Source organism: Falsihalocynthiibacter sp. SS001 (assembly GCF_042445055.1).
In the GTDB taxonomy this organism is placed as follows: domain Bacteria; phylum Pseudomonadota; class Alphaproteobacteria; order Rhodobacterales; family Rhodobacteraceae; genus Falsihalocynthiibacter.
Genome location: NZ_CP170339.1, coordinates 554,351 through 576,463 on the forward strand (window position 1 = coordinate 554,351; position 22,113 = coordinate 576,463).

23 protein-coding genes and 1 tRNA gene are annotated in these 22,113 nt (G+C 53.9%); 13 read left to right on the forward strand and 11 right to left on the reverse strand.

The features are described 5' to 3' along the window. The first annotated feature begins 21 nt into the window (after positions 1–21). From ACFE33_RS02725 to ACFE33_RS02765, 9 genes are all read left to right on the forward strand, one after another. A complete protein-coding gene (locus ACFE33_RS02725; RefSeq protein ID WP_380056575.1) occupies positions 22–1,338 on the forward strand; it encodes a replication-associated recombination protein A in 1,317 nt (438 codons plus the stop codon). Positions 1,339–1,369: 31 nt separating this feature from the next. Next, complete coding sequence (gene crcB, locus ACFE33_RS02730) at positions 1,370–1,747, forward strand: fluoride efflux transporter CrcB (protein WP_380056578.1); 378 nt, start codon at positions 1,370–1,372, stop codon at positions 1,745–1,747. Next, positions 1,744–2,778: an RluA family pseudouridine synthase gene (locus ACFE33_RS02735; protein ID WP_380056580.1), complete on the forward strand. Its 1,035-nt coding sequence runs from the start codon at positions 1,744–1,746 to the stop codon at positions 2,776–2,778. The genes crcB and ACFE33_RS02735 overlap by 4 nt, the downstream gene beginning before the upstream one ends. Then, positions 2,775–3,461, forward strand: coding sequence for an HAD-IA family hydrolase (locus ACFE33_RS02740; protein ID WP_380056582.1), 687 nt, complete (start codon positions 2,775–2,777; stop codon positions 3,459–3,461). The genes ACFE33_RS02735 and ACFE33_RS02740 overlap by 4 nt, the downstream gene beginning before the upstream one ends. Further along, positions 3,458–4,174, forward strand: a complete 717-nt coding sequence (locus ACFE33_RS02745) for an ATP12 family chaperone protein (RefSeq protein WP_380056585.1) — start codon at positions 3,458–3,460, stop codon at positions 4,172–4,174. The genes ACFE33_RS02740 and ACFE33_RS02745 overlap by 4 nt, the downstream gene beginning before the upstream one ends. Positions 4,175–4,382: 208 nt before the next feature. Next, positions 4,383–5,399 carry an amino acid ABC transporter substrate-binding protein gene (locus tag ACFE33_RS02750; RefSeq protein WP_380056588.1) on the forward strand — a complete coding sequence of 339 codons (1,017 nt, stop codon included), beginning with the start codon at positions 4,383–4,385 and terminating at the stop codon, positions 5,397–5,399. A gap of 134 nt (positions 5,400–5,533) precedes the next feature. Further along, complete coding sequence (locus ACFE33_RS02755; RefSeq protein WP_380056591.1) at positions 5,534–6,790, forward strand: amino acid ABC transporter permease; 1,257 nt, start codon at positions 5,534–5,536, stop codon at positions 6,788–6,790. A 1-nt stretch (position 6,791) separates the two neighbouring features. Beyond that, positions 6,792–8,177 carry an amino acid ABC transporter permease gene (locus tag ACFE33_RS02760; protein WP_380056594.1) on the forward strand — a complete coding sequence of 462 codons (1,386 nt, stop codon included), beginning with the start codon at positions 6,792–6,794 and terminating at the stop codon, positions 8,175–8,177. Between the two features lie 12 nt (positions 8,178–8,189). After that, positions 8,190–8,981, forward strand: coding sequence for an amino acid ABC transporter ATP-binding protein (locus tag ACFE33_RS02765; protein WP_380056597.1), 792 nt, complete (start codon positions 8,190–8,192; stop codon positions 8,979–8,981). 33 nt (positions 8,982–9,014) lie between these two features. On the opposite strand, the gene ACFE33_RS02770 is transcribed toward ACFE33_RS02765, so the two are convergent. The 11 genes from ACFE33_RS02770 to rpmH all read right to left on the reverse strand — a co-directional run bounded on the left by ACFE33_RS02770 (position 9,015) and on the right by rpmH (position 18,058). Continuing rightward, the gene (locus ACFE33_RS02770; protein WP_380056600.1) at positions 9,015–9,503 is read right to left on the reverse strand and encodes a SixA phosphatase family protein; all 489 of its coding nucleotides are present in this window, start codon (positions 9,501–9,503) and stop codon (positions 9,015–9,017) included. After that, positions 9,500–10,291, reverse strand: a complete 792-nt coding sequence (locus ACFE33_RS02775; RefSeq protein WP_380056602.1) for a sterol desaturase family protein — start codon at positions 10,289–10,291, stop codon at positions 9,500–9,502. Before ACFE33_RS02775 ends, ACFE33_RS02770 begins: the two co-directional genes overlap by 4 nt. A gap of 43 nt (positions 10,292–10,334) precedes the next feature. Continuing rightward, entirely contained in the window at positions 10,335–11,201 is an 867-nt protein-coding gene (gene argB / locus ACFE33_RS02780) for an acetylglutamate kinase (protein WP_380056604.1), read from the reverse strand. Between the two features lie 71 nt (positions 11,202–11,272). Further along, positions 11,273–11,923, reverse strand: coding sequence for a ribosome biogenesis GTP-binding protein YihA/YsxC (yihA, locus tag ACFE33_RS02785; protein WP_380056606.1), 651 nt, complete (start codon positions 11,921–11,923; stop codon positions 11,273–11,275). Then, positions 11,920–12,678 (reverse strand): MOSC domain-containing protein, encoded by a 759-nt coding sequence (locus ACFE33_RS02790; protein ID WP_380056608.1) that lies wholly within the window; start codon positions 12,676–12,678, stop codon positions 11,920–11,922. The genes yihA and ACFE33_RS02790 overlap by 4 nt, the downstream gene beginning before the upstream one ends. Beyond that, a complete protein-coding gene (gene yidC / locus ACFE33_RS02795) occupies positions 12,675–14,474 on the reverse strand; it encodes a membrane protein insertase YidC (protein ID WP_380056610.1) in 1,800 nt (599 codons plus the stop codon). The genes ACFE33_RS02790 and yidC overlap by 4 nt, the downstream gene beginning before the upstream one ends. Before the next feature lie 99 nt (positions 14,475–14,573). Continuing rightward, positions 14,574–16,109 (reverse strand): putative bifunctional diguanylate cyclase/phosphodiesterase, encoded by a 1,536-nt coding sequence (locus ACFE33_RS02800; RefSeq protein ID WP_380056612.1) that lies wholly within the window; start codon positions 16,107–16,109, stop codon positions 14,574–14,576. Positions 16,110–16,186: 77 nt separating this feature from the next. Beyond that, entirely contained in the window at positions 16,187–17,068 is an 882-nt protein-coding gene (gene ttcA / locus ACFE33_RS02805) for a tRNA 2-thiocytidine(32) synthetase TtcA (RefSeq protein ID WP_380056615.1), read from the reverse strand. Positions 17,069–17,132: 64 nt separating this feature from the next. After that, positions 17,133–17,387: a membrane protein insertion efficiency factor YidD gene (yidD, locus tag ACFE33_RS02810; protein WP_380056618.1), complete on the reverse strand. Its 255-nt coding sequence runs from the start codon at positions 17,385–17,387 to the stop codon at positions 17,133–17,135. Further along, on the reverse strand, positions 17,384–17,764 hold the full coding sequence (gene rnpA, locus ACFE33_RS02815) for a ribonuclease P protein component (RefSeq protein ID WP_380056621.1): 381 nt from the start codon (positions 17,762–17,764) through the stop codon (positions 17,384–17,386). The genes yidD and rnpA overlap by 4 nt, the downstream gene beginning before the upstream one ends. A 159-nt stretch (positions 17,765–17,923) precedes the next feature. Beyond that, the gene (rpmH, locus tag ACFE33_RS02820; RefSeq protein ID WP_073128462.1) at positions 17,924–18,058 is read right to left on the reverse strand and encodes a 50S ribosomal protein L34; all 135 of its coding nucleotides are present in this window, start codon (positions 18,056–18,058) and stop codon (positions 17,924–17,926) included. A 292-nt stretch (positions 18,059–18,350) separates the two neighbouring features. Between rpmH and ACFE33_RS02825 the strand changes: the two genes are divergently transcribed. The 4 genes from ACFE33_RS02825 to ACFE33_RS02840 all read left to right on the forward strand — a co-directional run bounded on the left by ACFE33_RS02825 (position 18,351) and on the right by ACFE33_RS02840 (position 22,100). Next, complete coding sequence (locus ACFE33_RS02825) at positions 18,351–19,082, forward strand: TVP38/TMEM64 family protein (protein WP_380056624.1); 732 nt, start codon at positions 18,351–18,353, stop codon at positions 19,080–19,082. After that, positions 19,079–20,497 carry a dihydrolipoyl dehydrogenase family protein gene (locus ACFE33_RS02830; RefSeq protein ID WP_380056627.1) on the forward strand — a complete coding sequence of 473 codons (1,419 nt, stop codon included), beginning with the start codon at positions 19,079–19,081 and terminating at the stop codon, positions 20,495–20,497. Before ACFE33_RS02825 ends, ACFE33_RS02830 begins: the two co-directional genes overlap by 4 nt. Positions 20,498–20,512: 15 nt before the next feature. Beyond that, positions 20,513–21,928, forward strand: coding sequence for a sensor histidine kinase (locus tag ACFE33_RS02835; protein ID WP_380056630.1), 1,416 nt, complete (start codon positions 20,513–20,515; stop codon positions 21,926–21,928). 95 nt (positions 21,929–22,023) lie between these two features. Beyond that, positions 22,024–22,100 (forward strand) — tRNA-Arg (locus ACFE33_RS02840). Positions 22,101–22,113 lie beyond the last annotated feature (13 nt).

Below are 22,113 nucleotides of genomic sequence, written 5' to 3' on the forward strand. Positions count from 1 at the left end.
TGGTGCGCATAATGTGGCGGCATGAATGATCTGTTTGATTCCAGTGAGGGCGAGGCGGAAGCCTCGAATGCTCCGCGCCCTCTCGCCGACCGTCTGCGACCAAAATCGCTTTCGGAGGTCATAGGACAAGAGCAAGTGTTAGGGCCCGATGCGCCGCTTGGGGTAATGCTTGCTTCGAAAAGTTTGGGTTCCATTATTTTTTGGGGCCCGCCGGGCGTAGGCAAGACGACAATAGCGCGTCTTCTTGCTGATGAAACGGATTTGGCGTTTGTGCAGATAAGCGCCATTTTTACGGGGATGCCCGAATTGCGAAAAGTGTTCGCAGCTGCAAAGCTGCGACGCGAAAACGGGCAGGGGACACTTCTGTTCGTAGATGAAATTCATCGTTTCAACAAAGCACAACAGGATGGTTTCCTTCCGCATATGGAGGATGGCACCATCCTACTTGTGGGGGCCACCACCGAAAATCCCAGCTTTGAGTTGAACGCCGCGGTCATGAGCCGCTCGCAAGTGATGGTCCTGACGCGGCTGTCAGTGGACGATCTCGGATTGCTGTTGAAACGTGCAGAGAATGAAATCGGACGAGAGTTGCCACTTGATCAAGAAGCGCGCGATACGCTCTTGGATATGGCTGACGGTGACGGGCGCACCTTACTAAACTTGGTTGAGCAGATTGCCGCCTGGAAAGTTGCTGCACCGCTAAGCGCCAAAGAACTCGGGCAGCGCTTGATGAAGCGGGCGGCGGTCTACGACAAATCCGGAGATTCGCATTACAACCTGATTTCAGCGCTCCATAAATCCGTGCGCGGATCGGACCCTGATGCAGCACTGTATTGGTTGGCGCGTATGCTTAGGGGGGGCGAAGACCCACGTTACCTTGCGCGGCGTTTAACGCGGATGGCGGTTGAGGATATCGGCCTCGCTGATCCAGATGCCCAGACGCATTGCCTGAATGCGTGGCAGGTCTACGAACGGCTCGGTAGCCCCGAAGGAGAGTTGGCCCTTGCGCAAGCTGTGACATATCTCGCGCTCGCGCCCAAATCGAACGCGGCTTATGCTGGTTTCAAAATGGCCAAGGTCGCCGCCGAGAAAACAGGCTCCGAGCCTCCGCCCAAGCATATCCTGAACGCGCCGACTTCCTTGATGCAGGAGCAGGGATATGGCGGCGGTTACGCATATGATCACGATGCAGAGGACGGATTCTCGGGGCAGAACTATTTCCCTGATACAATGGAACGTCCGGAATTTTATGTACCGGTTGAGCGTGGATTTGAGCGAGAACTGAAAAAACGCCAAGAATACTTCATGAAACTTAGATCAAAGCGGGCAAAAGGTTGACAATCCGCACACTAAAGGGAAAACACGGCCGATGTTCTTGACCCTCGTATATGTGGCGCTTGGCGGAGCGATCGGATCGGTGATGCGGTTTCTGGCACAGGCGTTTGTTGTGCGGATGTTCGGGGTTGGGTTTCCGTGGGGAACACTAAGCGTGAATGTGCTTGGTTCGTTTCTGATGGGTGTACTCTTTGTGTATTTTGCAGGAAGAGAGAGTTTTGTAGGCGCGCCGTTCTTGATGGTCGGTGTGCTTGGTGGGTTCACGACCTTCTCGTCGTTTTCGCTTGATGTGTTTCGTTTGTATGACGAAGGGCAGCTTGGAGCGGCGGCGCTTTATGTGGCCTTGTCGGTCGTGGTTTCCCTTGCTGCTTTGGTGGCGGGGGTTTGGTTTGCAAAAGGGGGCTTCGCATGAGCGGCGTTCAACATATTACGGTTTCGGCCGATGACGACGATCAACGACTGGACCGCTGGTTTCGGCGCCAGTTCCCGCAAGTAAGCCAAGCCCGCATCGAGAAGCTTTGCCGTAAGGGCGATATCCGCGTCGATAAAGGCCGCGTAAAGCCCGCGACGCGCATCGCGACTGGTCAGGTCGTGCGCGTCCCGCCGCTTCCGACCGCAGGGCAGATCACCGCGAAGGCAAAACCTGCAGCGCCCCTCTCTGAGGATGATGCAGAGATGATGCGCGAAACGGTTCTGTTCCGCGACGACTATATGATTGTGATCAACAAGCCCCCAGGTTTGCCAACGCAGGGCGGAACGAAACAGAACCGCCACGTGGATGGGCTTGCTGATGCGCTTCGGTTTGGGCTGGATGAGAAACCTCGTCTTGTTCACCGCTTGGATAAGGACACCTCCGGTGTCTTGGTCTTGGCGCGCACGCGGGCCTCGGCGGCGCAGATTACCCGCGCGTTCCGTGATCGTGAGACACGCAAGATTTACTGGGCCGCAGTTGCCGGGCAACCCAAGCCGCGCCTTGGTACTGTTCGCTTTGGTCTTGTGAAGGCCGGAGGCGACTATGAGAAAATGCATTGCATTCACCCCCGCGAAGTTGACACCACAGAGGGTGCCAAGCGCGCAACGACTGATTACGCCGTGCTGTCGGCACTGGGTGGTCGTGTGTCGTGGGTTGCTCTGGTGCCGATTACGGGCCGCACCCACCAATTGCGAGCGCATATGGCCGAGTTGGGGCACCCGATTATTGGTGACGGGAAATACGGCGGCTCTGGCCAAGAGAACCTCGGCGATGGCTGGGGTGCGCAGTTGGGTGGTGAGCTATCCAAGAAACTGCACCTTCATGCGCGCAGCCTAACGCTGACCCATCCCGTAACAGGTGCGCGAATGACATTCACCGCGCCGATGCCCAAGCACATGGAATATACATGGGAAACGCTGGGCTGGGATGCGCGTGACGTACCGATTGATCCATTCGAAGAGGAACTATGAGCACCCCACTCAGACTCATCATATTTGACGTCGACGGAACGCTCATAGACAGCCAGCATCACATTATCTCCGCGATGACGGCGGCATGTGCCGCTGTGGAGATAGCGCCCCCAAGCCATGAAGCTGTGTTGTCGATTGTTGGCCTCTCTTTGCCGCAGGCGGTATCGCGACTTATGCCACAAGCGTCGAGCGCGCATCGAGAGCATATGGTCGAAGCCTATAAATCGGCGTTCATGCAGCAAAGAGAAGAGCTCGGCGCCGAGGCCGCATCGCCGTTTTATCCCGGCGCGGTTGATGCATTGAATGCGCTGCGTCAGGTGGACGACTATCTCTTGGGTGTCGCGACGGGCAAGAGCCGCCGTGGTCTGGACAGCATCCTGAATGGGCACGGGATTTCCGATATGTTCCTGACCAAGCAGGTCGCGGATGATCATCCCTCCAAGCCTAACCCGTCGATGATTTTTCGCGCTCTCGAAGAAACGGGTGTTGCGGCCGAGAACGCAATAATGATCGGTGACACGAGTTATGATATGGATATGGCGCGCGCCGCAGGAGTGGGGCGTGTTGGAGTGAATTGGGGATATCATTCACAAGATGACCTCGTGAAATCGGGTGCGGAGGTAATTCTGCACAGTTACGAAGAGTTGATCCCCTATATCGATAAGATCTGGAGCGCAAAATGAGTGAATGGGCACCGAAACGGTTCTGGAAAAAAGCCGAAGTAACAGAAGCCAAAGATGGTTATGAAGTGTTGTTGGATGGCCGCAATCTGCGAACACCCGCGAAATCGGCGCTATGTCTGCCGACGAAGGTAATCGCGAACTTGATTGCCGATGAATGGCAAGCACAGGGCGATAAGATCGTACCAGATACCATGCCGATGACGCGCATGGCCAACTCAGCGGTTGATAAGGTTACGCCGCAATTCGATTTGGTCGCAGATATTGTCGCGGCCTATGGCGAGACAGACATGCTCTGCTATCACGCGAAGTTTCCGACGGAGCTTGTTGAGCGTCAGGCGCAGGCTTGGGTGCCATTCCTCGATTGGGCCAAGACCGAATACGACGCGCCCCTAACAATTGCTGAGGGTGTAATGCACGTGGCGCAGCCAGAACAGAGCGTTGCGAATCTGCGGGCGAAGGTGTTCGAGCTAACACCGTTTGAATTGACGGCGTTTCACGATCTCGTGTCGATTAGTGGATCACTGGTGCTTGGTTTGGCCGCAATACGCGAGCACAAACCCGCCGAACAGATTTGGTCCGTATCGCGTCTTGATGAGGACTGGCAGGAAAGCCAGTGGGGCAAAGACGAAGAAGCTACCGAATTCGCCGCGAAAAAACGGCAGGGCTTCTTTGAGGCCCTCACGTTTTATCGGGGTTTGCAGAGCGCGAGTTGATTAAGCATACGTTGCTGTCTCGCATGCTCGCCAAATGGGACTCGGGCCGTTTTTCTGAGGATTCCGTTTGGTCCCTCTTGACCTTTGAGGTGTAATTTGCCCATTCTGAGCGCAATAAGCTCAGAGGGACTGGGCTTGTTTAATAGTAACCAGCGTAGTTTCGTTGGTGTAACCGCTCAAAAAGAGCGGAAAACAGGAAGAGGTAAAAATGAAAAAATCCGTATTATTTGGCGCGCTAACTGTAGCTAGCCTTGCCGCAGGTGCGGCCGCTGCTGCTACGTTGGACGACGTTAAAGCACGCGGCAAACTGAACTGCGGTGTTACAACTGGCGTTCCAGGCTTTGCTGCTCCAGACGCAAACGGCGAGTGGGCTGGCTTTGACGTTGCTGTATGTCGCGCTGTTGCTGCGGCAGTATTCGGTGATGGCACAGCTGTTGAGTTCATCCCGACGACTGGTAAAACACGCTTTACTGCGCTTGCTTCCGGCGAAATCGATATGTTGGCTCGTAACACAACATGGACATTCAGCCGCGACGTAGACCTGAAATTCGATTTCGTTGGCGTTAACTACTATGACGGCCAAGGCTTCATGGTTCCAACTGAGTTGGGCGTAAGCTCCGCGAAAGATCTTGATGGTGCGACTGTTTGTATTCAAACAGGTACAACAACAGAGTTGAACTTGGCTGACTACTTCCGCTCAAACAACATCTCTTATGAGCCTGTGCCAATCGAAACAAACGCCGAAGCTCAGCAACAGTACCTTGCTGGCGCATGTGACGTTTACACAACTGACGCATCTGCATTGGCTGCGACACGCGCGACATTCGAAGCGCCAACAGATCACGCGATCTTGCCAGAAATCATTTCCAAAGAGCCACTCGGGCCACTTGTTCGCCACGGCGACAACGCATGGGGTGACATCGTTCGCTGGTCTTTGAATGCACTGATCACAGCTGAAGAACTCGGCGTGACTTCTGCAAACATCGCGGAAATGTCTAACGGCACAAACAACCCAGAAATCAACCGCCTCTTGGGAACAGAAGGTTCCTTGGGTGAGATGCTCGGTCTCGAAGCTGACTGGGCGAAAAACGCAATCATGGTTGGCGGCAACTATGGCGAAGTGTTCGAGTCCAACATCGGCCTCAGCACTCCGATCGGAATTGCACGTGGTTTGAATGCACAGTGGACAGACGGTGGTCTGCTTTACTCACCACCCTTCCGCTAGGATGATCTTTTGGAAGGGCGCGGTAAATGCCGCGCCCTTCTAGTTTTAAGTTAGTAAACAATCATAAAAACAAGCTCTGGCAAAATGAGCGCAAATAATGCGCCGCAAAGCCAAGAGATGACGGGGATGTCTTCATGACAACATTAACCGACCCTCCACGGGAGTCGTTTCGGCTATCTATGCTGATCTACGATACCCGATACCGGTCAATGACCATTCAGGTCGTTGCGCTACTCGGGTTTCTGGCACTTGTTGCCTGGCTGATTAGCAACACAGCAAACAACCTTGCAGATTTGGGAAAAGAGCCCTCGTTCGCTTTCCTGAACGAGCCGGCAAGTTATGATATTAACCAACGTTTGATCGACTATACTTCGCGTGACAGCCATTGGCGCGCGGCGGGAGTTGGTCTGTTGAATACGCTGTTGGTTGCGTTTCTTGGCTGTATTACGGCAACCATCATCGGCGTTTTCGTCGGCATCCTGCGTCTTTCAAACAACTGGTTGGTCGCCAAGATCATGACAGTTTATGTCGAGATGTTCCGCAACGTGCCTGTTCTTCTCTGGATCGTGTTCACAATGGCGATCCTGATCGAGACATTGCCCGCACCCCGGGCATTCCGCGGCGATGATGCGACGGCTTCGATGTTGCTGAATGATAGCGTGGCGATCACCAATCGCGGTGTATACATTCCCGAACCACTCTTTAGCCGAGGGCTGGGCGATTTCAGCTTCTTTGGTTTCTTCAACATCAGCATCGATCTGATCGTTATTGTTGGCGTTCTGATTGCAGGTCTGTACGTGTCCAAGCGCATCAAGCTATCAGCGGACGCGAAACAGGAAGCGACGGGCATACGACCAACCACTTGGTACCTACGCCTTGGTGTTGTGATCGTTCCGCTCTTGATCGTCCTTGTCGTTCTTGGTTTCCACCTTGGGTATCCAGAGCTTAAGGGCTTTAACTTTCAGGGCGGTACGCACCTTCGCAACTCGTTGATTGCCCTCTGGCTTGCGCTTTCGCTTTATACGGCTGCCTTTATCGCCGAGATCGTTCGCGCAGGGATCATGTCTGTATCCAAAGGTCAAAGCGAGGCGGCTGGCGCACTTGGTCTTAGCTCGCGGCGTACAATGAATCTCGTGATCTTGCCACAAGCTTTGCGGGTCATCATTCCTCCGATGATCTCGAATTACCTGAACCTCACCAAGAACTCTTCGCTCGCGATTGCGGTGGGGTACATGGATATTACCGGCACACTTGGCGGCATCACCATGAACCAAACTGGACGCGAACTTGAGTCGATCCTTCTGTTGATGCTGATTTATCTCACGATCTCGCTCTGCATCTCAGCAGTGATGAACTGGTACAACAACTCAGTCAAATTGGTGGAGCGGTAATATGTCAGATATTCAATTCGTCCGCACGGAAATGCTCCCAGAACAGGCTCCACCAGCAACAATGGTTGGGCCAATCGGCTGGGCGCGCGCGAACCTGTTCAACGGTGTTTGGAACTCAATCATCACGGTCCTCTTTGGGCTTTCGATTGTTTGGGTCTTCATGAACCTTATGGGCTGGGCCGTTTCTCCTACTTGGGAGGCCAAGTCTCTTAACGAGTGCCGTGAAATCGTCGGCGGTGCCCATGGCGGTGCCTGTTGGGGTGTGATCAACGACCGTTGGTTGCAGCTTCTCTATGGTTTCTATCCTCTCGACGCGAACCTGCTTTCCGCAGTTAGCGGTGTTGATCCAGAATTGATCCTTAGCGATGCACGTGCGCATATTGCGACGCCAATCGTTATGATTTTGGGTTACTGGCGACTGAACCTTGCGCTTGTCCTGATGTTCATCGGTTTGGCTCCGGTGCTTTGGGAAAAGGTCCCGCGCAAGTTCCTAATCGTCACCATTCTGTTCCCGTTCGTGGACGTGTTCCTGATGTGGGGCGGATCCATTTGGGGGCCGACGATGGCTTTCGTTGGATTTGTTCTCGGGTACTTGGTGTTCAACTACGTCCGTCCTGCAATCGGAAATCTGATCGGTGTTATCCTCACCGCTGCAGTACCGATCCTCTGGTGGCTATTCGCTGCCGGTCCAATCGCAGGGGTATTGGCACAGGCAACGCCCGCGCTCGCACTAGAAGCGGTTTCCAGCCGTCAGTTCGGCGGGTTCTTCCTTTCGATCTCAATTGGTATCGTGGCGATCCTTGGCTCTTTGCCGCTCGGGATTATCTTGGCGCTTGGCCGTCAATCGGACCTCCTAATCGTCAAGTCAATCTGCGTTGGATTTATCGAGTTCATCCGTGGGGTACCGCTGATCACGCTTCTCTTTGTGGCCAACAACCTGCTCAACATCTTCATGCCTCCTGGAACGAACTTCGATGTGATCTTGCGGGTTATGATCATGGTGACGCTCTTTGCTTCTGCCTATATGGCCGAGGTCATACGTGGCGGACTTGCTGCGCTTCCCAAAGGGCAATACGAGGCGGCCGACGCGCTTGGTCTCGATTACTGGAAGGCACAACGGCTGATCATCATGCCGCAAGCGCTCAAGATCTCGATTCCGGGTATCGTGAGTACGTTTATCGGCGTGTTCAAGGATACGACGCTTGTGTCGATCATCAGCTTGATGGATCCGATTGGCCTGTCCAATGCGATCCGCGCAAACCAAGAATGGAACGGTATCGTATGGGAGCTTTATGCCTTCATCGCGCTTCTCTTCTTCGTCGTTTGTTTTTCCATGTCACGTTATTCCATGTACTTGGAGCGCAAGCTTCAAACTGGCCATAAATAAGGAGTTCACACGATGTCTGAACTTGCAACTGAACGCCAAATCGATCGCTCCAAAATGCAGGTATCTGATGAGGTCGCGATCCAAATCAACAATATGAACAAGTGGTACGGCACATTCCACGTGCTGCGCGATATCAACCTGACGGTGAACCAAGGCGAACGTATCGTCATCGCGGGGCCTTCAGGGTCGGGGAAATCGACACTGATCCGTTGTATCAACCGTCTTGAGGAGCACCAGCAAGGGGACATCATTGTTGATGGCACCGAGCTTACGTCCGACCTCAAGAACATCGATAAGATCCGTTCCGAAGTGGGGATGTGTTTTCAACACTTCAACCTGTTCCCGCACCTCACGATCCTTGAGAACTGTACCTTGGCTCCGATTTGGGTTCGCAAGACTCCCAAGAAAGAGGCTGAGGAAATCGCGATGCACTTCCTTGAGAAAGTCAAAATCCCAGAGCAAGCCAACAAATATCCCGGTATGCTCTCTGGTGGGCAGCAACAGCGCGTGGCGATTGCACGTTCGCTCTGCATGAAGCCTCGCATCATGTTGTTCGATGAGCCGACATCGGCGTTGGACCCAGAAATGATCAAAGAGGTTCTCGACACTATGATCGAGCTTGCTGAAGAGGGTATGACGATGCTCTGCGTGACGCACGAGATGGGCTTTGCCCGTCAGGTGGCGAACCGCGTTATCTTTATGGATGCGGGCCAAATCGTTGAGCAAAACGAGCCTGAAGAATTCTTTAACAATCCGAAATCCGAGCGGACTAAATTGTTCCTCTCGCAGATTCTGGGCCACTAAGAAAACGAGGGCCAGCTCCGATTGGGCTGGCCCTTAAAGTTCGCGCGGTACGGCGAAATCCAACACGATACCGCTCCGAGGTTTGATCTCTTGAGTGAACTGAAGCACGGTTGTTGCGCCAGTTGGATACCTTCCGAACTGATCATGCGCTGGCGCTTCTTGCGCTAGGCCGCTCGCTAACTCGGCAATCCCGGGGTTGTGGCCGATGATCAGCAGTGTTTGACCTGGCTCCACTGGATGTGCCGCGATTACCCGTAAAATTTCAGCAGGCGAAGCCAAGTACAGTGCTCGGGTAAAGATAACCGACATTGCGTTAGTGAATTCTGGTTCGACGCCAGCGTAAGTTTCCCGTGTGCGCGTAGCATCGGACACCAAGGCCACATCTGGCACATGTCCGCACCCTACCAACCACTCACCTAAACGCGGTGCTGCTGCGCGCCCTCGCGGGTTTAAGGGGCGCTCATGATCGCTAGTATTCCCGTCCCAGCTGGACTTCATATGGCGCATCAAAATCAGTTTCATCGGCGGCTCCCAAAGGGCATCATTAGGGTCTGAAGCAGGGTATTTGGCCGCATCCCGTCACCCTTCAATCCAATTTCCATGCTGTCATGCGGCGCGCGAGGTTGCGCAATATATGTTCCAAACATCCGATCCCAGATCGACAGTGAAAATCCGTAGTTGCTGTCATGCTCATCACGATGCACGGAATGATGCACGCGGTGCATGTCGGGCGTAACAAGGATTTTGCGAATAACGGTATCGATAGGACGAGGAATATTGAGGTTGGCGTGATTGAATAGCGAAGTGCCGTTTAGCAGTACTTCAAACAATACAACCGCAACAGCGGACGGACCAAGAACATAGACGAGCCCGATTTTCAGCAACATCGAGAGGGCGATTTCAACTGGGTGAAATCGGATCGCGGTACTGACATCCATCTCGGCGTCGGCATGGTGAACCTGATGCAGTCGCCAAAGTATGGGGATTTTGTGAGTCAGTAGGTGCTGAAGCCAGATCGCAAAGTCGAGAATGACGACGGCAATGATTACCTCAATCCATTGTGGCCAAGAGGTGTGGTTTAAAACCCCTACGCCCCTAGCCCCCGCATCCAGCGCCGCGCCAACCGCCAAGAGCGGCACGGCAAGCGCAAGTAAGCGCAAAGTAAGCGTATCAATCAGCACCAGTGCCCAGTTGATTGGCCAGCGCGATTTTCGCGCGACAGTACGGAGCGGCAAGAGTGCTTCTGCCGTTGCGATGACCGCGAACAGCCCGAGGAAAACACCGAGCCGGATGATTGTTTCGTTTTGCATACCCAAGAGTGCACCGCGTCAGAAGCGCGTGCAACTACAAGCGCTAGCCCTGACGGATAATTGTTCCGGCGCCATGCTCTGTGAACAACTCAAGCAAACAGGCATTCGGAGCGCGCCCATCAAGGATCACAGCGGCGCGAACCCCAGCAGAGAGGGCCGCGAGCGCGGTCTCGGTCTTGGGGATCATGCCGCCTGCGATAATGCCTCGTTCCGTCAATTCGTGAACGTGCGCAGCGGTGAGTTCGGTGACCACTTCGCCAGACTCATCCTTTACGCCTGCGACGTCAGTCAGCAAGAGCAAGCGATCAGCCTTGAGCGCACCTGCGATCGCGCCCGCGGCGGTATCGCCATTGACGTTGAATGTTTCGCCATTTCGGCCCGCGCCAAGCGGCGCAATGACGGGAATCGTGTCGGCATCAAAGAGCGTTTGTAACACCTCGGGGTGCATTTCGGCGGGTGTGCCGACGAACCCAAGTGCTGGGTCGGTTTGATCGCAGACCATAAGATTTGCGTCTTTGCCCGAAAGCCCAACAGCACGACCGCCCTGCGCATTAATCGCCTGAACAATTCTCTTGTTCACACGGCCAGAAAGGACCATCTCGACGACCTCTACGGTCGCCTGATCGGTGACACGCTTGCCGCCGACGAACTCCGACTTGATGTCCAGTTTGTCGAGCATCTCGTTAATCATCGGTCCGCCGCCGTGCACGATAACGGGGTTAACGCCCACTTGCTGCATCAAAACGACATCGCGCGCAAAGCTGTCCATGGCTTCGTCGCTTCCCATCGCGTGGCCGCCAAACTTGATGACGACGGTCGCGCCATCGTATCGCTGCAAGAATGGCAGCGCCTGAGAGAGTGTCCGGGCCGTGGCAATCCAATCGCGGTTCATAGCGTCTTGTTTCTTCATCTGTTCATCCTTGGTGTCGCGACATTGGTAATGGGTTCGCGGCATGTTTCAAGGCTTCGATGTGATTTCAGCTAGATAAGTGACGCAATTGTTGCGCGAAGGGTCTCAATACCCTGACCTTTTTCCGAGCTGGTAAGGATAATCTCGGGATAAGCCGCTGGATGCTTGCTTAGCGCAGCTTGGACCTGTGCGATATTCTTTTCGAGTTCAGCCGCTTTGGGCTTGTCGATTTTTGTCATCACGCACTGAAAAGTCACCGCTGAACGGTCGAGTAGTGCCATGATTTCTTGATCTACCGCTTTCACGCCGTGGCGCGCGTCGATAAGCACAAATGCGCGGCGGAGGTTCGCCCGTCCTGACAGGTAAGCTTTGAGCAAACGTTGCCATTTTTCAACGATTTTGACGGGCGCATTTGCGTAGCCATAGCCCGGAAGGTCCACGAGATAGTGGCTATCACTGGCAGTAAAGAAGTTAATTTCCTGTGTGCGTCCGGGTGTGTTGGAGGCGCGTGCCAGTGCTTTTCGACCAGTCACCGCGTTGATAAGGCTGGATTTACCCACATTGGAACGGCCCGCAAAGCAGACCTCCAATCGGTCTCCGGACGGCATACCGTCCATGGCGACGACACCCTTGAGGAATTCTGTCCCATTCGCAAAGAGCAATCGCCCTTTTTCGATGGCGTTTGCATCGGGAGCTTCAGCGATGGTGAATGCTTGTGTCATGACGTTACCTTTACTGTGTCGCCGACGGCAACGTTACCATCATTGAGGACTTCTGCAAAAACGCCGAAATCTTGATGCCCCCAATTTTCGCGTAGAGCGCGTAGCGTGTCTACGTCGCGCTTGCCTGTCAGCGGATTAGAATCTGTCGCGCGGCATCGTGTGATGTGTTTGGTCACACGCAGGGTGACCGATCCGATTGTAATTTCACAATTAAGCCAATCTCGTTCGGCCCATGGCGACATTCCATCGATCCAGAAATTTCCGCGATAGCGGCGAGCATCCAGCGTTTGACCGAGTTCAGAACTCAACTCAGCGAGGGAGGCCGTGTTCAAGATAGACACCCAGGGCTTTGATTGATCAGTCATGCCTTGGCCCGCAGCGCGTACGATGCCGATGGGCGAGGGGCGCTCCTCTGGCAAAATTGGCGCAACCCACTTCAAGAATTGGCCAGCTTCTGTTTCGGGGTCGAATGTCAGATCGTCGAGTTCAGGGTGCGATAGCGTGATGATCTGATTTTGCGGATCGAGTTTTGCATTGATTGCCATCAAGCTGGGATAGGATGCACCGCGCGTGAAATTTCGGCAATGCGCCCAACCTCGCAGGTCATCTGTCGCATTCACATGCGGTACTGCCCAAACGCGATCCCACGGCAAGGTTTCCCCGGCCGTGAGAGCAACGTTGGTTAGGTTTTCGGCGCCATGCCCTTTGATGGGATGGCGCCAAATTTGTGATAGCGTGGCGGTCGCCAAGGTCATTTGGCACCGGATTTCTTGCGCTTAAAGCCGGCCTTGATATTCCCGAATACATCGGGCTTCACGCCTTGGCTGCGCATAATCAGGTACTGCTGCGTGAACGTAATGACGTTGTTCGCGATCCAGTAAATGACGAGACCAGAAGCAAAACTCCCTAGCATGAACATGAAGACCCAAGGCATCCATGCCATCACCATTGCCTGAGTGGGTTCGGTGGGGGCAGGGTTAAGCTTTTGTTGCATCCACATCGAGATACCAAGGATGATTGGCAAGACGCCGAGCGAAATCAACGCAAGGAAACTACCAGGATCGGGCGCATCGAAAGGAAGCAATCCAAACAGGTTGAGGATGGAGCTTGGATCAGGGGCGGACAAGTCCTCAATCCAGCCGAACCATGGTGCATGGCGCAGCAGGATCGTCACGAAGATAACCTTGTAGAGCGAGAAGAAGATCGGAATCTGTAACAGAATTGGAAGACAACCGGAAGCAGGGTTCGCTTTCTCTTTCTTATAGAGCGCCATCATCTCTTGCTGAAGTTGCTGACGATCATCGCCCGCACGCTCTTTGATTTTCTCCATTTCTGGCTGGAGTTTCTTCATCTTGGCCATGGATACATAGGACTTGTAGGCCAGTGGGAAGAGCAGGGCTTTGATTACAAGCGTCAGAACAATGATCGACCAGCCCATATTTCCGATGAAGCCGTAAATTGTAAACAGGAGCCAGAACATCGGCTTGGTAATGACCGAGAAAACACCCCAGTCGATACTATCGATAAAGCGTTCGATATGCTCGTCGCGTTCGTAATGCTTAATCAGGTCCCATTCCTTTGCGCCAGCGAACAGGCGCGTGTTGTTAGTGACCGTTCCACCGGGGACAACATCGACTACGGGGAATCGGGTTTCGGCAGTGTAAACCGCGTGCGTTTCAATGTATTTAGCGACCGAAGTGAAGGGCTGGCCGGGCTCGGGAACGAGGGTGGTCATCCATTCTTTGCCGGTAAAACCAATCCAGCCGTTGTGCTCGACTTGCTGAGCATCTACCCGTGCGCGCTCTCTTTCAGAGTAGTCCATGTCGGGCATTTTCTTGTATTTATTCTTGGAAAGGTGACCGTCCGCCATGCGGATCGCGCCTTCGTGCAAAATAAAGAAGCCAATTTGCTCAGGCTCGCCGTGCTGAGCGATCATCCCATAAGGGTAGAGGCGTTGAAGAGTCGTTGAGTTGTTCGTGACGGATTGCTCGACCGAGAACATATAGTCCGTGTCGATGGATACTTTCCGATTGAATATCAGCCCGTTACCGTTGTCCCAAGATAGGGTGATCGGCGTCTCGGTCGTAAGAACATCGCCATCGGTTTGCGTCCATATCGTATCGCGTCCAGGAACCAGGCTTGGGTCCATGCCGCCGGCGGGGCCCCATCCGTAAAGGGCATAGTACGCGTGTGTTTCCCCTTCGGGGCGCAGAAGCGTTACGAGTTCAGAGTCGGGATCAAGATCAACTGTGTAATCTTTGAGGCGAAGGTTATCAATTCGGCCCCCGAGGGTGGAAATTGAGCCGGTCAGACGATCGGTTTCGATCTGAATTTGGGCTGCCTCGGTCGCTTGAGGAGTCGAGGCATCATCGAATGACGGGGACGTATCGCTATCCGAGGAGGGGGGAGTTAGCCCACCATCGTTCGTGGCGATCGCGCCTGCTTCTGGATCAATGGGCAATTCGGGCTGGGGCGCGATGAAGCTCCAACCAATCAGCACAAGAAGGCTGAGGGCAATTGCAAGGATGAGGTTCTTATTCTGATCGTCCATTGGACCCGCCATTTTCCTGAAAAAACACAGTGAGGTTCAACCTGTCACAGCACGAAAGGTCAAGTAGATTCCCTTGTTAATTCGAGAAACCGAACGGTATTATCCTTGTTTTCTGCTGATTGTCGGAGTCTGTACGATCTTGGTGCGGTGCTTTTCGATCCAAGTTACTGTTTCTGAAAATGGCATTGGGCGGCCAATTCCAAATCCTTGCACGTGACCACAGCCGAGCTGCGAGAGTGTTGCATGCTCTCCGACGCTTTCGACACCTTCGGCGAGTGTATCGAGTTCAAGGCGTTCGGCCATTGTCAGAATGGCGGAAACCATCCTGTTCTGCTCTGGGTCTAGGTCGATTTTCGTGACGAATGAACGATCAACCTTGATGCGGCTTACGGAAAAGCGGCGAATGTTCGCAATCGCGGCGTGGCCGGTTCCAAAATCATCAAGGTCTATTCCACAGCCCAACTGCGAGAGGCCCTTGATATTACGAGCAATTGTGTCGTCGTCAGTTCCGGACACTACCGACTCTAGAATTTCGATGTTTAGCCGGCCCGCAGCTATATCGAAGCGGTCAAGCTCCCACTGGATTTTTTCGACAAGCTTTGGATTGCGGAGCTCATCCGATGAGAAGTTCACTCCGACGCTTGGTAAATAGAAATCGGTCTTGTCCCACTGTTTCAGGGCAGAAAGCGAGTGAAAAAGGATAACTTCGCTAAGGCGTTCAGACAGGCCTGCTTGCTCAATAGCGGGGAGAAAGTCGCTGGGATTGATGATCCCGCGTGTTGGGTGCTGCCAGCGCGCGAGTGCTTCAAAACCTGTCACTTCGCCGGTGTGTGTTGAAATTTGTGGTTGAAACCATGGTTGGATTTCGCCGGTCTCTAACGCGGCACGAACCTCCTCTTGGAGCGCTGATTGGCTTCTGATTTTGCGCTTCATCTCGGGTGAGTATGCTCGAACACCGCCGGGGCCGTTAAGCTTGGCTTCTTGTAGCGCGCATTCCGCAGCGTCGAGCATGGCCGCGCCAGTTTGAGTTGCGAGGCGGCTTGAGAGGCAAAACCCGACGGAGGCGGTGAGGTATATATTTGTATTGCCGACCAGAAACGGCACGGCGACGGATTCTTGAATGCGCCCGCCCATTTGGATCAACGTCTCAAGATCAGCGCGCCGCGCGGGGGTAACCGCAATTGCAAACCGTCCCCCATCGAGGCGGGCCATCACGTCATTACTTCGGAGGACGCCGAGCAGACGGTCGCTCGCTTGTAGTAGTATTTGTTCCGCAGCGCTGTGATCGTACCGCTCGGCTATTGCGTGAAAATCGTCCAAGTCCAATTGAATACTGGCCGTGGTGAGGCCACTTCTGGAGTGCGCATCAAGAGAGCGATCTAGCGCATTTTCGACCGCGGAGCGCAAAGGAAGTCGCGTAATCCCGTCGTGAGGTGTGTGGAGAGTGGGTGTTGAGAACCCTTCGGATATGCTTAGGAGGGCGGGAAGTATGAGCGCAACTGCCACCAACGCCCCTTCGCCCCCAAGCCAATATGCCCCAAGCGTTATGGCGGGCAGAAACGCGAGCAGATATTGAATGGAAATCGCACGGCGAAGTCTATCGTAGGTGCTGCTAAGTTTTGCGCGTGCGTGCATGTTCGTTTCCCTTGGACAAGAGCGCGCCTGAATAGACGCGATCCATTGGAAACTAGCCGCACACTCCTAGCGGAACGTTAACGCAAGATGGGAACCGAGCTGCTTTTGTCTAGAATTGTATCTTTCTCGGCCGCCAGATCGCGCGTCAATCCAGCAAAATCAAACAAATTCGGGTCCAGCAAATGTGAAGGCCGCGCGTTGGTCAGCGCCTTGAACATGACTTGGCGGCGACCGGGAGAGTTTCGTTCCCAGCCATCTAGAATCTGCTTAACCTGCTGACGTTGCAGGCCATCCTGACTGCCGCAAAGGTCGCAGGGAATGATCGGGTATTGCATTCCGTTCGCGAATTTTTCGCAATCGGCCTCAGCAACATGGGCCAAGGGGCGATAGACGAACAGGTCGCCCTCTTCGTTCACGAGTTTTGGCGGCATAGTCGCAAGGCGACCGCCATGAAACAGGTTCATGAAAAATGTTTCCAGAATATCGTCGCGATGATGCCCGAGTACGACAGCGGAGCATCCCTCTTCGCGGGCGATACGATACAGATTCCCACGGCGCAGACGCGAACAAAGCGCGCAGAATGTGCGACCCTCCGGCACTTTATCCATCACCACCGAATATGTGTCTTGGTACTCGATCCGATGCTCTACACCCATTTTCTTAAGGAACTCAGGCAGAACCGTTGCAGGAAAACCGGGCTGACCCTGATCGAGGTTGCATGCCAGAATATCGACGGGAAGCAAGCCGCGCCATTTCAGCTCATAGAGAACTGCTAGCAGCGTGTAGCTGTCTTTGCCGCCTGAGAGGCACACAAGCCAACGGGAATCGCGTTCGATCATGCCGTATTGCTCAATCGCTTCGCGCGTTTGACGAACGATCCGCTTACGCAGTTTCTTGAATTCGGCAGTTTTGGGGGCGCCGTAAAACAGGGGGTGGATATCGTCGTTATCGTCAAGCATGGCAAATACTCTATATATGGTCGCAGCTTCTTACGTGGTTTGCGACATGAAAGAAAGGCGGCGCTTAGGGGCCGCCGTCTTTGGGCTGGTTTTCGTTATTCTCGGGAACGGGGTCATAGCCATCGCCGCCAAAGGGGTGGCATCGACCAATGCGCCGCGCGGCGAGATAGCTGCCTTTGATCGCCCCGTGTTTTTCCAGTGCTTCCATTGCATAGGCCGAGCACGTTGGTTGGTAGCGACAGTTAAAACCCACCCATGGCGAAAATACCGCGCGATACGCACGTACCGGAAGTGAGACGATAAAAGCGAGCGGGGTCATGGGCTTGGCTCGGCGGCGGACTGATGGTTCTGTGGATGAAGCTTGCGAAGCGCATAGGCCAGATCGCCCTGAAGCGATGCGAACGGTCGCGTGGCTGTTGCTTCGCGCTTGCCGATAAGAACGTAGTCCCATCCGGGCTTGCCCCCTTCGGGAAGGCCAAGGCGTGCAATTTCACGAAGTCGCCGCTTGGCGCGATTGCGTGCGACGGCGTTGCCGACTTTCTTGGAGCAAGTATAGCCGATCCGAATGTCCGTAGGATCAATCGAAGAATCGCACTCGTCCCGCTGGCGTGCCTGAAGAATGAACCCCGCCGTTGCACGACGCTTTGCTCGCGCAGCCTTTAAGAAATCCGAACGTTTCTTGAGCGTCAGCAGCATATCATCCTCAGGTTAAACACTTCACTCTAACACATAGGTGTCGGCGGCTAGCGTGAAAAGAGCCATACGGCGCGCAAACGAAAACCGCCGGGAACCCAAAGTTCCGGCGGCACCGAATGATAACAGCCCACGAATGGACCAAGACCTAAGTCAAAACGCTTATGCGCTCAGGGACTTACGACCTTTTGCACGACGTGCATTCAGGATCTTGCGGCCAGCTTTAGTTGCCATACGCGCACGAAAACCGTGGCGGTGCTTGCGAACTAGGTTCGATGGTTGAAAGGTGCGTTTCATCGCCCGTCTCCGTTGTTTTGCCTGCGAATCTCTGCGCCCCAGATTGAGGGGATTCGAAGGAAATTGAATCTCGAAGCCCGTTCTTTAGGGGGGTGTCGAGAAGAAGTCAATTCAACACAAGCCGGTTTTTGCAACAACTCGCCAGTTTCTGTACGAAATTGTTTCAATTCGCCGGATCGGCCCCGCAATTCATGGACGAATCCTCACCCGATATCAAGCAGGCGTGAACACCCTATCGCTCGGAGCGGAATAAGCTCATGTTGGCGTTACGTTTCATAACTTAGGTCAGATCATGCCGCAACAATCTCCAGCCAAATCCAATCGTTATGTACGGCTTGTCCCCTTGATTGTTATTCTTGTGGTTTCTTTACTGGGGGCTTTTTTGTTGCGGGATCAGTTAAGCTTTGAGGCGCTTCGGGATAATCGCGACACGCTTATTGAGTTTCGCGATTCTCATTACTTGGCAACAATGTTGGGTTTCATGCTCATCTATACGGTGATTGTGACGTTCTCCTTACCTGGAGCGGCGATTGCCTCGATTACGGGTGGCTTCCTCTTTACCATGTTTCCTGGCGTGGTTCTGAATATCGTCGCGGCAACGACGGGCGCTACGTTGATCTTTCTGGCTGCGCGATGGGGGATTGGCGCGTCAATATCGGAGCGGATGGAAAACAGCGCGGGCCTATTAAAGAAGGTCAAGGCGGGTATCGATGATAATCAATGGTCGTTCCTCCTCATGGTCCGATTGGTGCCTGTATTCCCGTTCTTCCTTGTGAACTTGGCGCTGTCGACCGTGGGAGTACCTCTGAATCGGTTTGCGATTACAACGTTCCTTGGGATCATCCCCGGATCGGTTGTCTATACTTCAGTTGGTGCAGGCGTTGGTGAGGTGTTGGAGCGGGGCGAGTCACCGAACCTTGGCATTATTTTCGAGCCTCATATTCTGTTCCCGATTCTCGGGCTTGCGGTGCTTGCGGCTCTTCCGATGATTGCGAAATCTTTTAAGAAAGAGGCCAAGGTATGACTCAGATCGATACGGATATTTGTATCATCGGTGCGGGCTCTGGTGGGCTATCGGTTGCGGCGGGTGCGGTGCAAATGGGCGCGCGTGTTGTTCTGGTCGAGGGCCACAAGATGGGCGGCGACTGTTTGAACTACGGCTGCGTACCGTCCAAAGCGCTGATCGCGGCGGGTAAGGCGGCGCAAGCACACCGCGACGGTGCGACGCTAGGAGTTCAGTCAAACGAGCCAACCTTGGATTTCGCCACGACAAACGACCACGTCCACAATGTGATCGGAACAATCGAGCCAAACGACTCGGTTGAACGGTTTCGTGGTTTGGGCGTGGAAGTCATCGAGGAGTTCGGCGAGTTTCTGTCGCCTTCGGAGCTTCAGGCGGGCGAGTATAGGATTAAAGCGCGCCGTTTTGTTATTGCGACGGGCTCTTCGCCATTGGTGCCGCCAATCACTGGCCTTGATGATGTGCCCTTTCTCACAAACGAAAGTCTCTTTGATCTAAAAGATCGACCGAAGCATTTGATAATCATCGGTGGCGGGCCCATCGGTATGGAAATGGCGCAGGCGCATCGACGACTCGGAAGTAGAGTCACGGTAGTCGAAGGTGAAAAGGCGCTAGGCAAAGATGATCCGGAGTTGGCAGAGATCGTCCTGAACCAGCTCCGCAAAGAAGGTGTGAGCATCTACGAAGGTGCGACTGTGAGCGAGGTTCGCGAAACTTCGCGTGGTGTCGCCGTGGTTACAGAGGAGGGCAATGTATTTGCTGGGTCTCATCTGTTGTTGGCGGTTGGTCGTAAAGCGAATGTCGATCGTTTGAACCTTGAGGCCGCAGAAGTGAAGACCGAGCGAGCAGGTGTCACCGTGGATTCACAGCTTAAGACCAGCAACCGACGAATTTATGCGATCGGGGATGTGGCTGGCGGAATGCAGCTCACCCATGTCGCAGGGTACCACGCAGGCGTCATTATAAAATCCGCGCTCTTCGGACTTCCCTCCAAAGCCAAGTCCGACCACATACCATGGGCCACTTATACTGCGCCCGAACTGGCCCAAGTGGGCCTAACCGAAGAGAAAGCGCGCGAAAAATATGGACGTAAACTCACAGTGGTTCGCTTTCCATATCGCGAAAACGATCGCGCCATTGCTGAGGGCAAAACCGACGGTCTTATTAAGGTTATGGTCGCCAATTCCCGTCCTGTCGGCGTGTCTATTGCAGGGGCGCAAGCGGGTGAACTTATCGGCATGTGGGCTATGGCGATGGCAAATAACATGAAAATGAGCGCGATTGCCGCAACAGTATTACCCTATCCGACTCTCTCGGAGGTTAACAAACGCGCTGCGGGTGCCTACTTTAGTCCCATGTTATTTGAAAACGCCAAAGTCAAAGGTGTGGTAAGATTTGTTCAGCGCTTTTTACCCTAGGTGGACGGGAAACGAATGAAGAAAACTAGCGTACTTAATTCCCTTTCGGGACGCTTCCTGATTCTTACAGCGCTCTTTGTGATGCTGGCCGAGATCCTGATTTTTGTACCCTCGGTTGCGCGCTTTCGCGAAGATTTCCTGCTTCTTAAGCTTGAAAAGGCCCAGATCGCGTCCTTGGCGCTCTTGGCCGATGATATGATTGATCCGGAACTCGAGAGCGAGTTGCTTGAAAATGCCGGCGTTTTCAACGTTGTCTTGAGGCGTGATGAAATACGACAGTTGATGCTATCCTCTCCTATTCCCGCACCCATTTACCAGACATTCGATCTTCGCGATCCGACGGCGATGACGCTTATTCGGGATGCGATGTTGCAGCTTTGGGATAACGAAAACCGGATCATTCGTGTGATGGGCGAACCCGTGCGTGGGGCGGGGCTATTGATAGAGCTGACAACCGATACCAAGGATCTACGCGCCGCGATGCTTGCATATGGGGCCAATATCCTTTGGTTGTCGCTGGTGATTTCGATTATCACCGCGATCCTGTTGTTCGTCGCAGTGCGAAGCTTTCTTGTCGTGCCCATCAAGCGGGTCGTGCGAAACATGCAGGCCTATGCTGCGGAACCAGAGGATGTTCGCAACCTGATCGAACCGAACGCAGGTGTGACCGAGCTTCGCGAAGCCGAAGAGGCGCTGCGGTCGATGCAGAACCAGCTTACGGGTGCCTTGAAGCAAAAAGAACGCCTTGCACAATTGGGAAGCGCCGTTGCCAAAATTAGCCATGACCTTAGAAATATCCTGACCACGGCGCAGCTTTTTGCGGACCGTATGGAAAACTCAGAAGATCCAGCCGTCAAACGCGCAGCGCCCAAGTTGCTTAACTCCATTAGTCGCGCTGTAAGCCTCTGTGAAAAAACGCTTGCGTTTGGGAAGGCCGAGGAAGCGCCTCCTAGTTTGAGTGAGGTGGCGCTGCATTCTCTTGTGCAGGACGTCGTTGAGAATGAGAAGCTCGCGGCGGGTACTGCGCATGTTACGTTTGAGAATAATGTGGCCGAGACAATGCGAGTACGCGCGGATTCCGAGCAACTCTATCGCGTGCTCTCAAATCTTGTGCGCAATGGGCGACAGGCCATCGCTGGCACTGGCGAGCAAGGGGCCGTGACGGTCTCCGCCGACCAAGACGAAGAAAACTGGGTAATTGATGTGTACGACACAGGGCCGGGCTTGCCACCCAAAGCGCGTGAACATCTGTTCACAGCATTTCAGGGCGGAATCAGAAAAGGCGGAACCGGTCTTGGGCTGGCGATTTCAGGAGAATTGGTGCGCGGTCACGGTGGCCACCTCGATTTAAAGCACAGCGATTCTAACGGAACCTGTTTTTCGATCTATTTACCCAAGGCCAGACATGCGGCCATAGGGAGTTTTGCCTAAGTTTTTAAGAGAAAACAGGTGTTTAAAAAAATAGGTAATGATTTTGGGGTTTAGCCCTTGCAAACCCCGTCACACGCCGCTAAATCACCCCTCACGCACCCGTAGCTCAGCTGGATAGAGTACCTGACTACGAATCAGGGGGTCAGAGGTTCGAATCCTCTCGGGTGCACCACTTCCCCTCTTTG

Bases quoted from the DNA above. Each gene is read 5' to 3' on its own strand.
- ACFE33_RS02725 (WP_380056575.1), top strand. From the start codon at position 22: ATGAATGATCTGTTTGATTCCAGTGAGGGCGAGGCGGAAGCCTCGAAT.
- crcB (WP_380056578.1), top strand. From the start codon at position 1,370: ATGTTCTTGACCCTCGTATATGTGGCGCTTGGCGGAGCGATCGGATCG.
- ACFE33_RS02735 (WP_380056580.1), top strand. From the start codon at position 1,744: ATGAGCGGCGTTCAACATATTACGGTTTCGGCCGATGACGACGATCAA.
- ACFE33_RS02740 (WP_380056582.1), top strand. From the start codon at position 2,775: ATGAGCACCCCACTCAGACTCATCATATTTGACGTCGACGGAACGCTC.
- ACFE33_RS02745 (WP_380056585.1), top strand. From the start codon at position 3,458: ATGAGTGAATGGGCACCGAAACGGTTCTGGAAAAAAGCCGAAGTAACA.
- ACFE33_RS02750 (WP_380056588.1), top strand. From the start codon at position 4,383: ATGAAAAAATCCGTATTATTTGGCGCGCTAACTGTAGCTAGCCTTGCC.
- ACFE33_RS02755 (WP_380056591.1), top strand. From the start codon at position 5,534: ATGACAACATTAACCGACCCTCCACGGGAGTCGTTTCGGCTATCTATG.
- ACFE33_RS02760 (WP_380056594.1), top strand. From the start codon at position 6,792: ATGTCAGATATTCAATTCGTCCGCACGGAAATGCTCCCAGAACAGGCT.
- ACFE33_RS02765 (WP_380056597.1), top strand. From the start codon at position 8,190: ATGTCTGAACTTGCAACTGAACGCCAAATCGATCGCTCCAAAATGCAG.
- ACFE33_RS02770 (WP_380056600.1), bottom strand. From the start codon at position 9,503: ATGAAACTGATTTTGATGCGCCATATGAAGTCCAGCTGGGACGGGAAT.
- ACFE33_RS02775 (WP_380056602.1), bottom strand. From the start codon at position 10,291: ATGCAAAACGAAACAATCATCCGGCTCGGTGTTTTCCTCGGGCTGTTC.
- argB (WP_380056604.1), bottom strand. From the start codon at position 11,201: ATGAAGAAACAAGACGCTATGAACCGCGATTGGATTGCCACGGCCCGG.
- yihA (WP_380056606.1), bottom strand. From the start codon at position 11,923: ATGACACAAGCATTCACCATCGCTGAAGCTCCCGATGCAAACGCCATC.
- ACFE33_RS02790 (WP_380056608.1), bottom strand. From the start codon at position 12,678: ATGACCTTGGCGACCGCCACGCTATCACAAATTTGGCGCCATCCCATC.
- yidC (WP_380056610.1), bottom strand. From the start codon at position 14,474: ATGGACGATCAGAATAAGAACCTCATCCTTGCAATTGCCCTCAGCCTT.
- ACFE33_RS02800 (WP_380056612.1), bottom strand. From the start codon at position 16,109: ATGCACGCACGCGCAAAACTTAGCAGCACCTACGATAGACTTCGCCGT.
- ttcA (WP_380056615.1), bottom strand. From the start codon at position 17,068: ATGCTTGACGATAACGACGATATCCACCCCCTGTTTTACGGCGCCCCC.
- yidD (WP_380056618.1), bottom strand. From the start codon at position 17,387: ATGACCCCGCTCGCTTTTATCGTCTCACTTCCGGTACGTGCGTATCGC.
- rnpA (WP_380056621.1), bottom strand. From the start codon at position 17,764: ATGCTGCTGACGCTCAAGAAACGTTCGGATTTCTTAAAGGCTGCGCGA.
- rpmH (WP_073128462.1), bottom strand. From the start codon at position 18,058: ATGAAACGCACCTTTCAACCATCGAACCTAGTTCGCAAGCACCGCCAC.
- ACFE33_RS02825 (WP_380056624.1), top strand. From the start codon at position 18,351: ATGCCGCAACAATCTCCAGCCAAATCCAATCGTTATGTACGGCTTGTC.
- ACFE33_RS02830 (WP_380056627.1), top strand. From the start codon at position 19,079: ATGACTCAGATCGATACGGATATTTGTATCATCGGTGCGGGCTCTGGT.
- ACFE33_RS02835 (WP_380056630.1), top strand. From the start codon at position 20,513: ATGAAGAAAACTAGCGTACTTAATTCCCTTTCGGGACGCTTCCTGATT.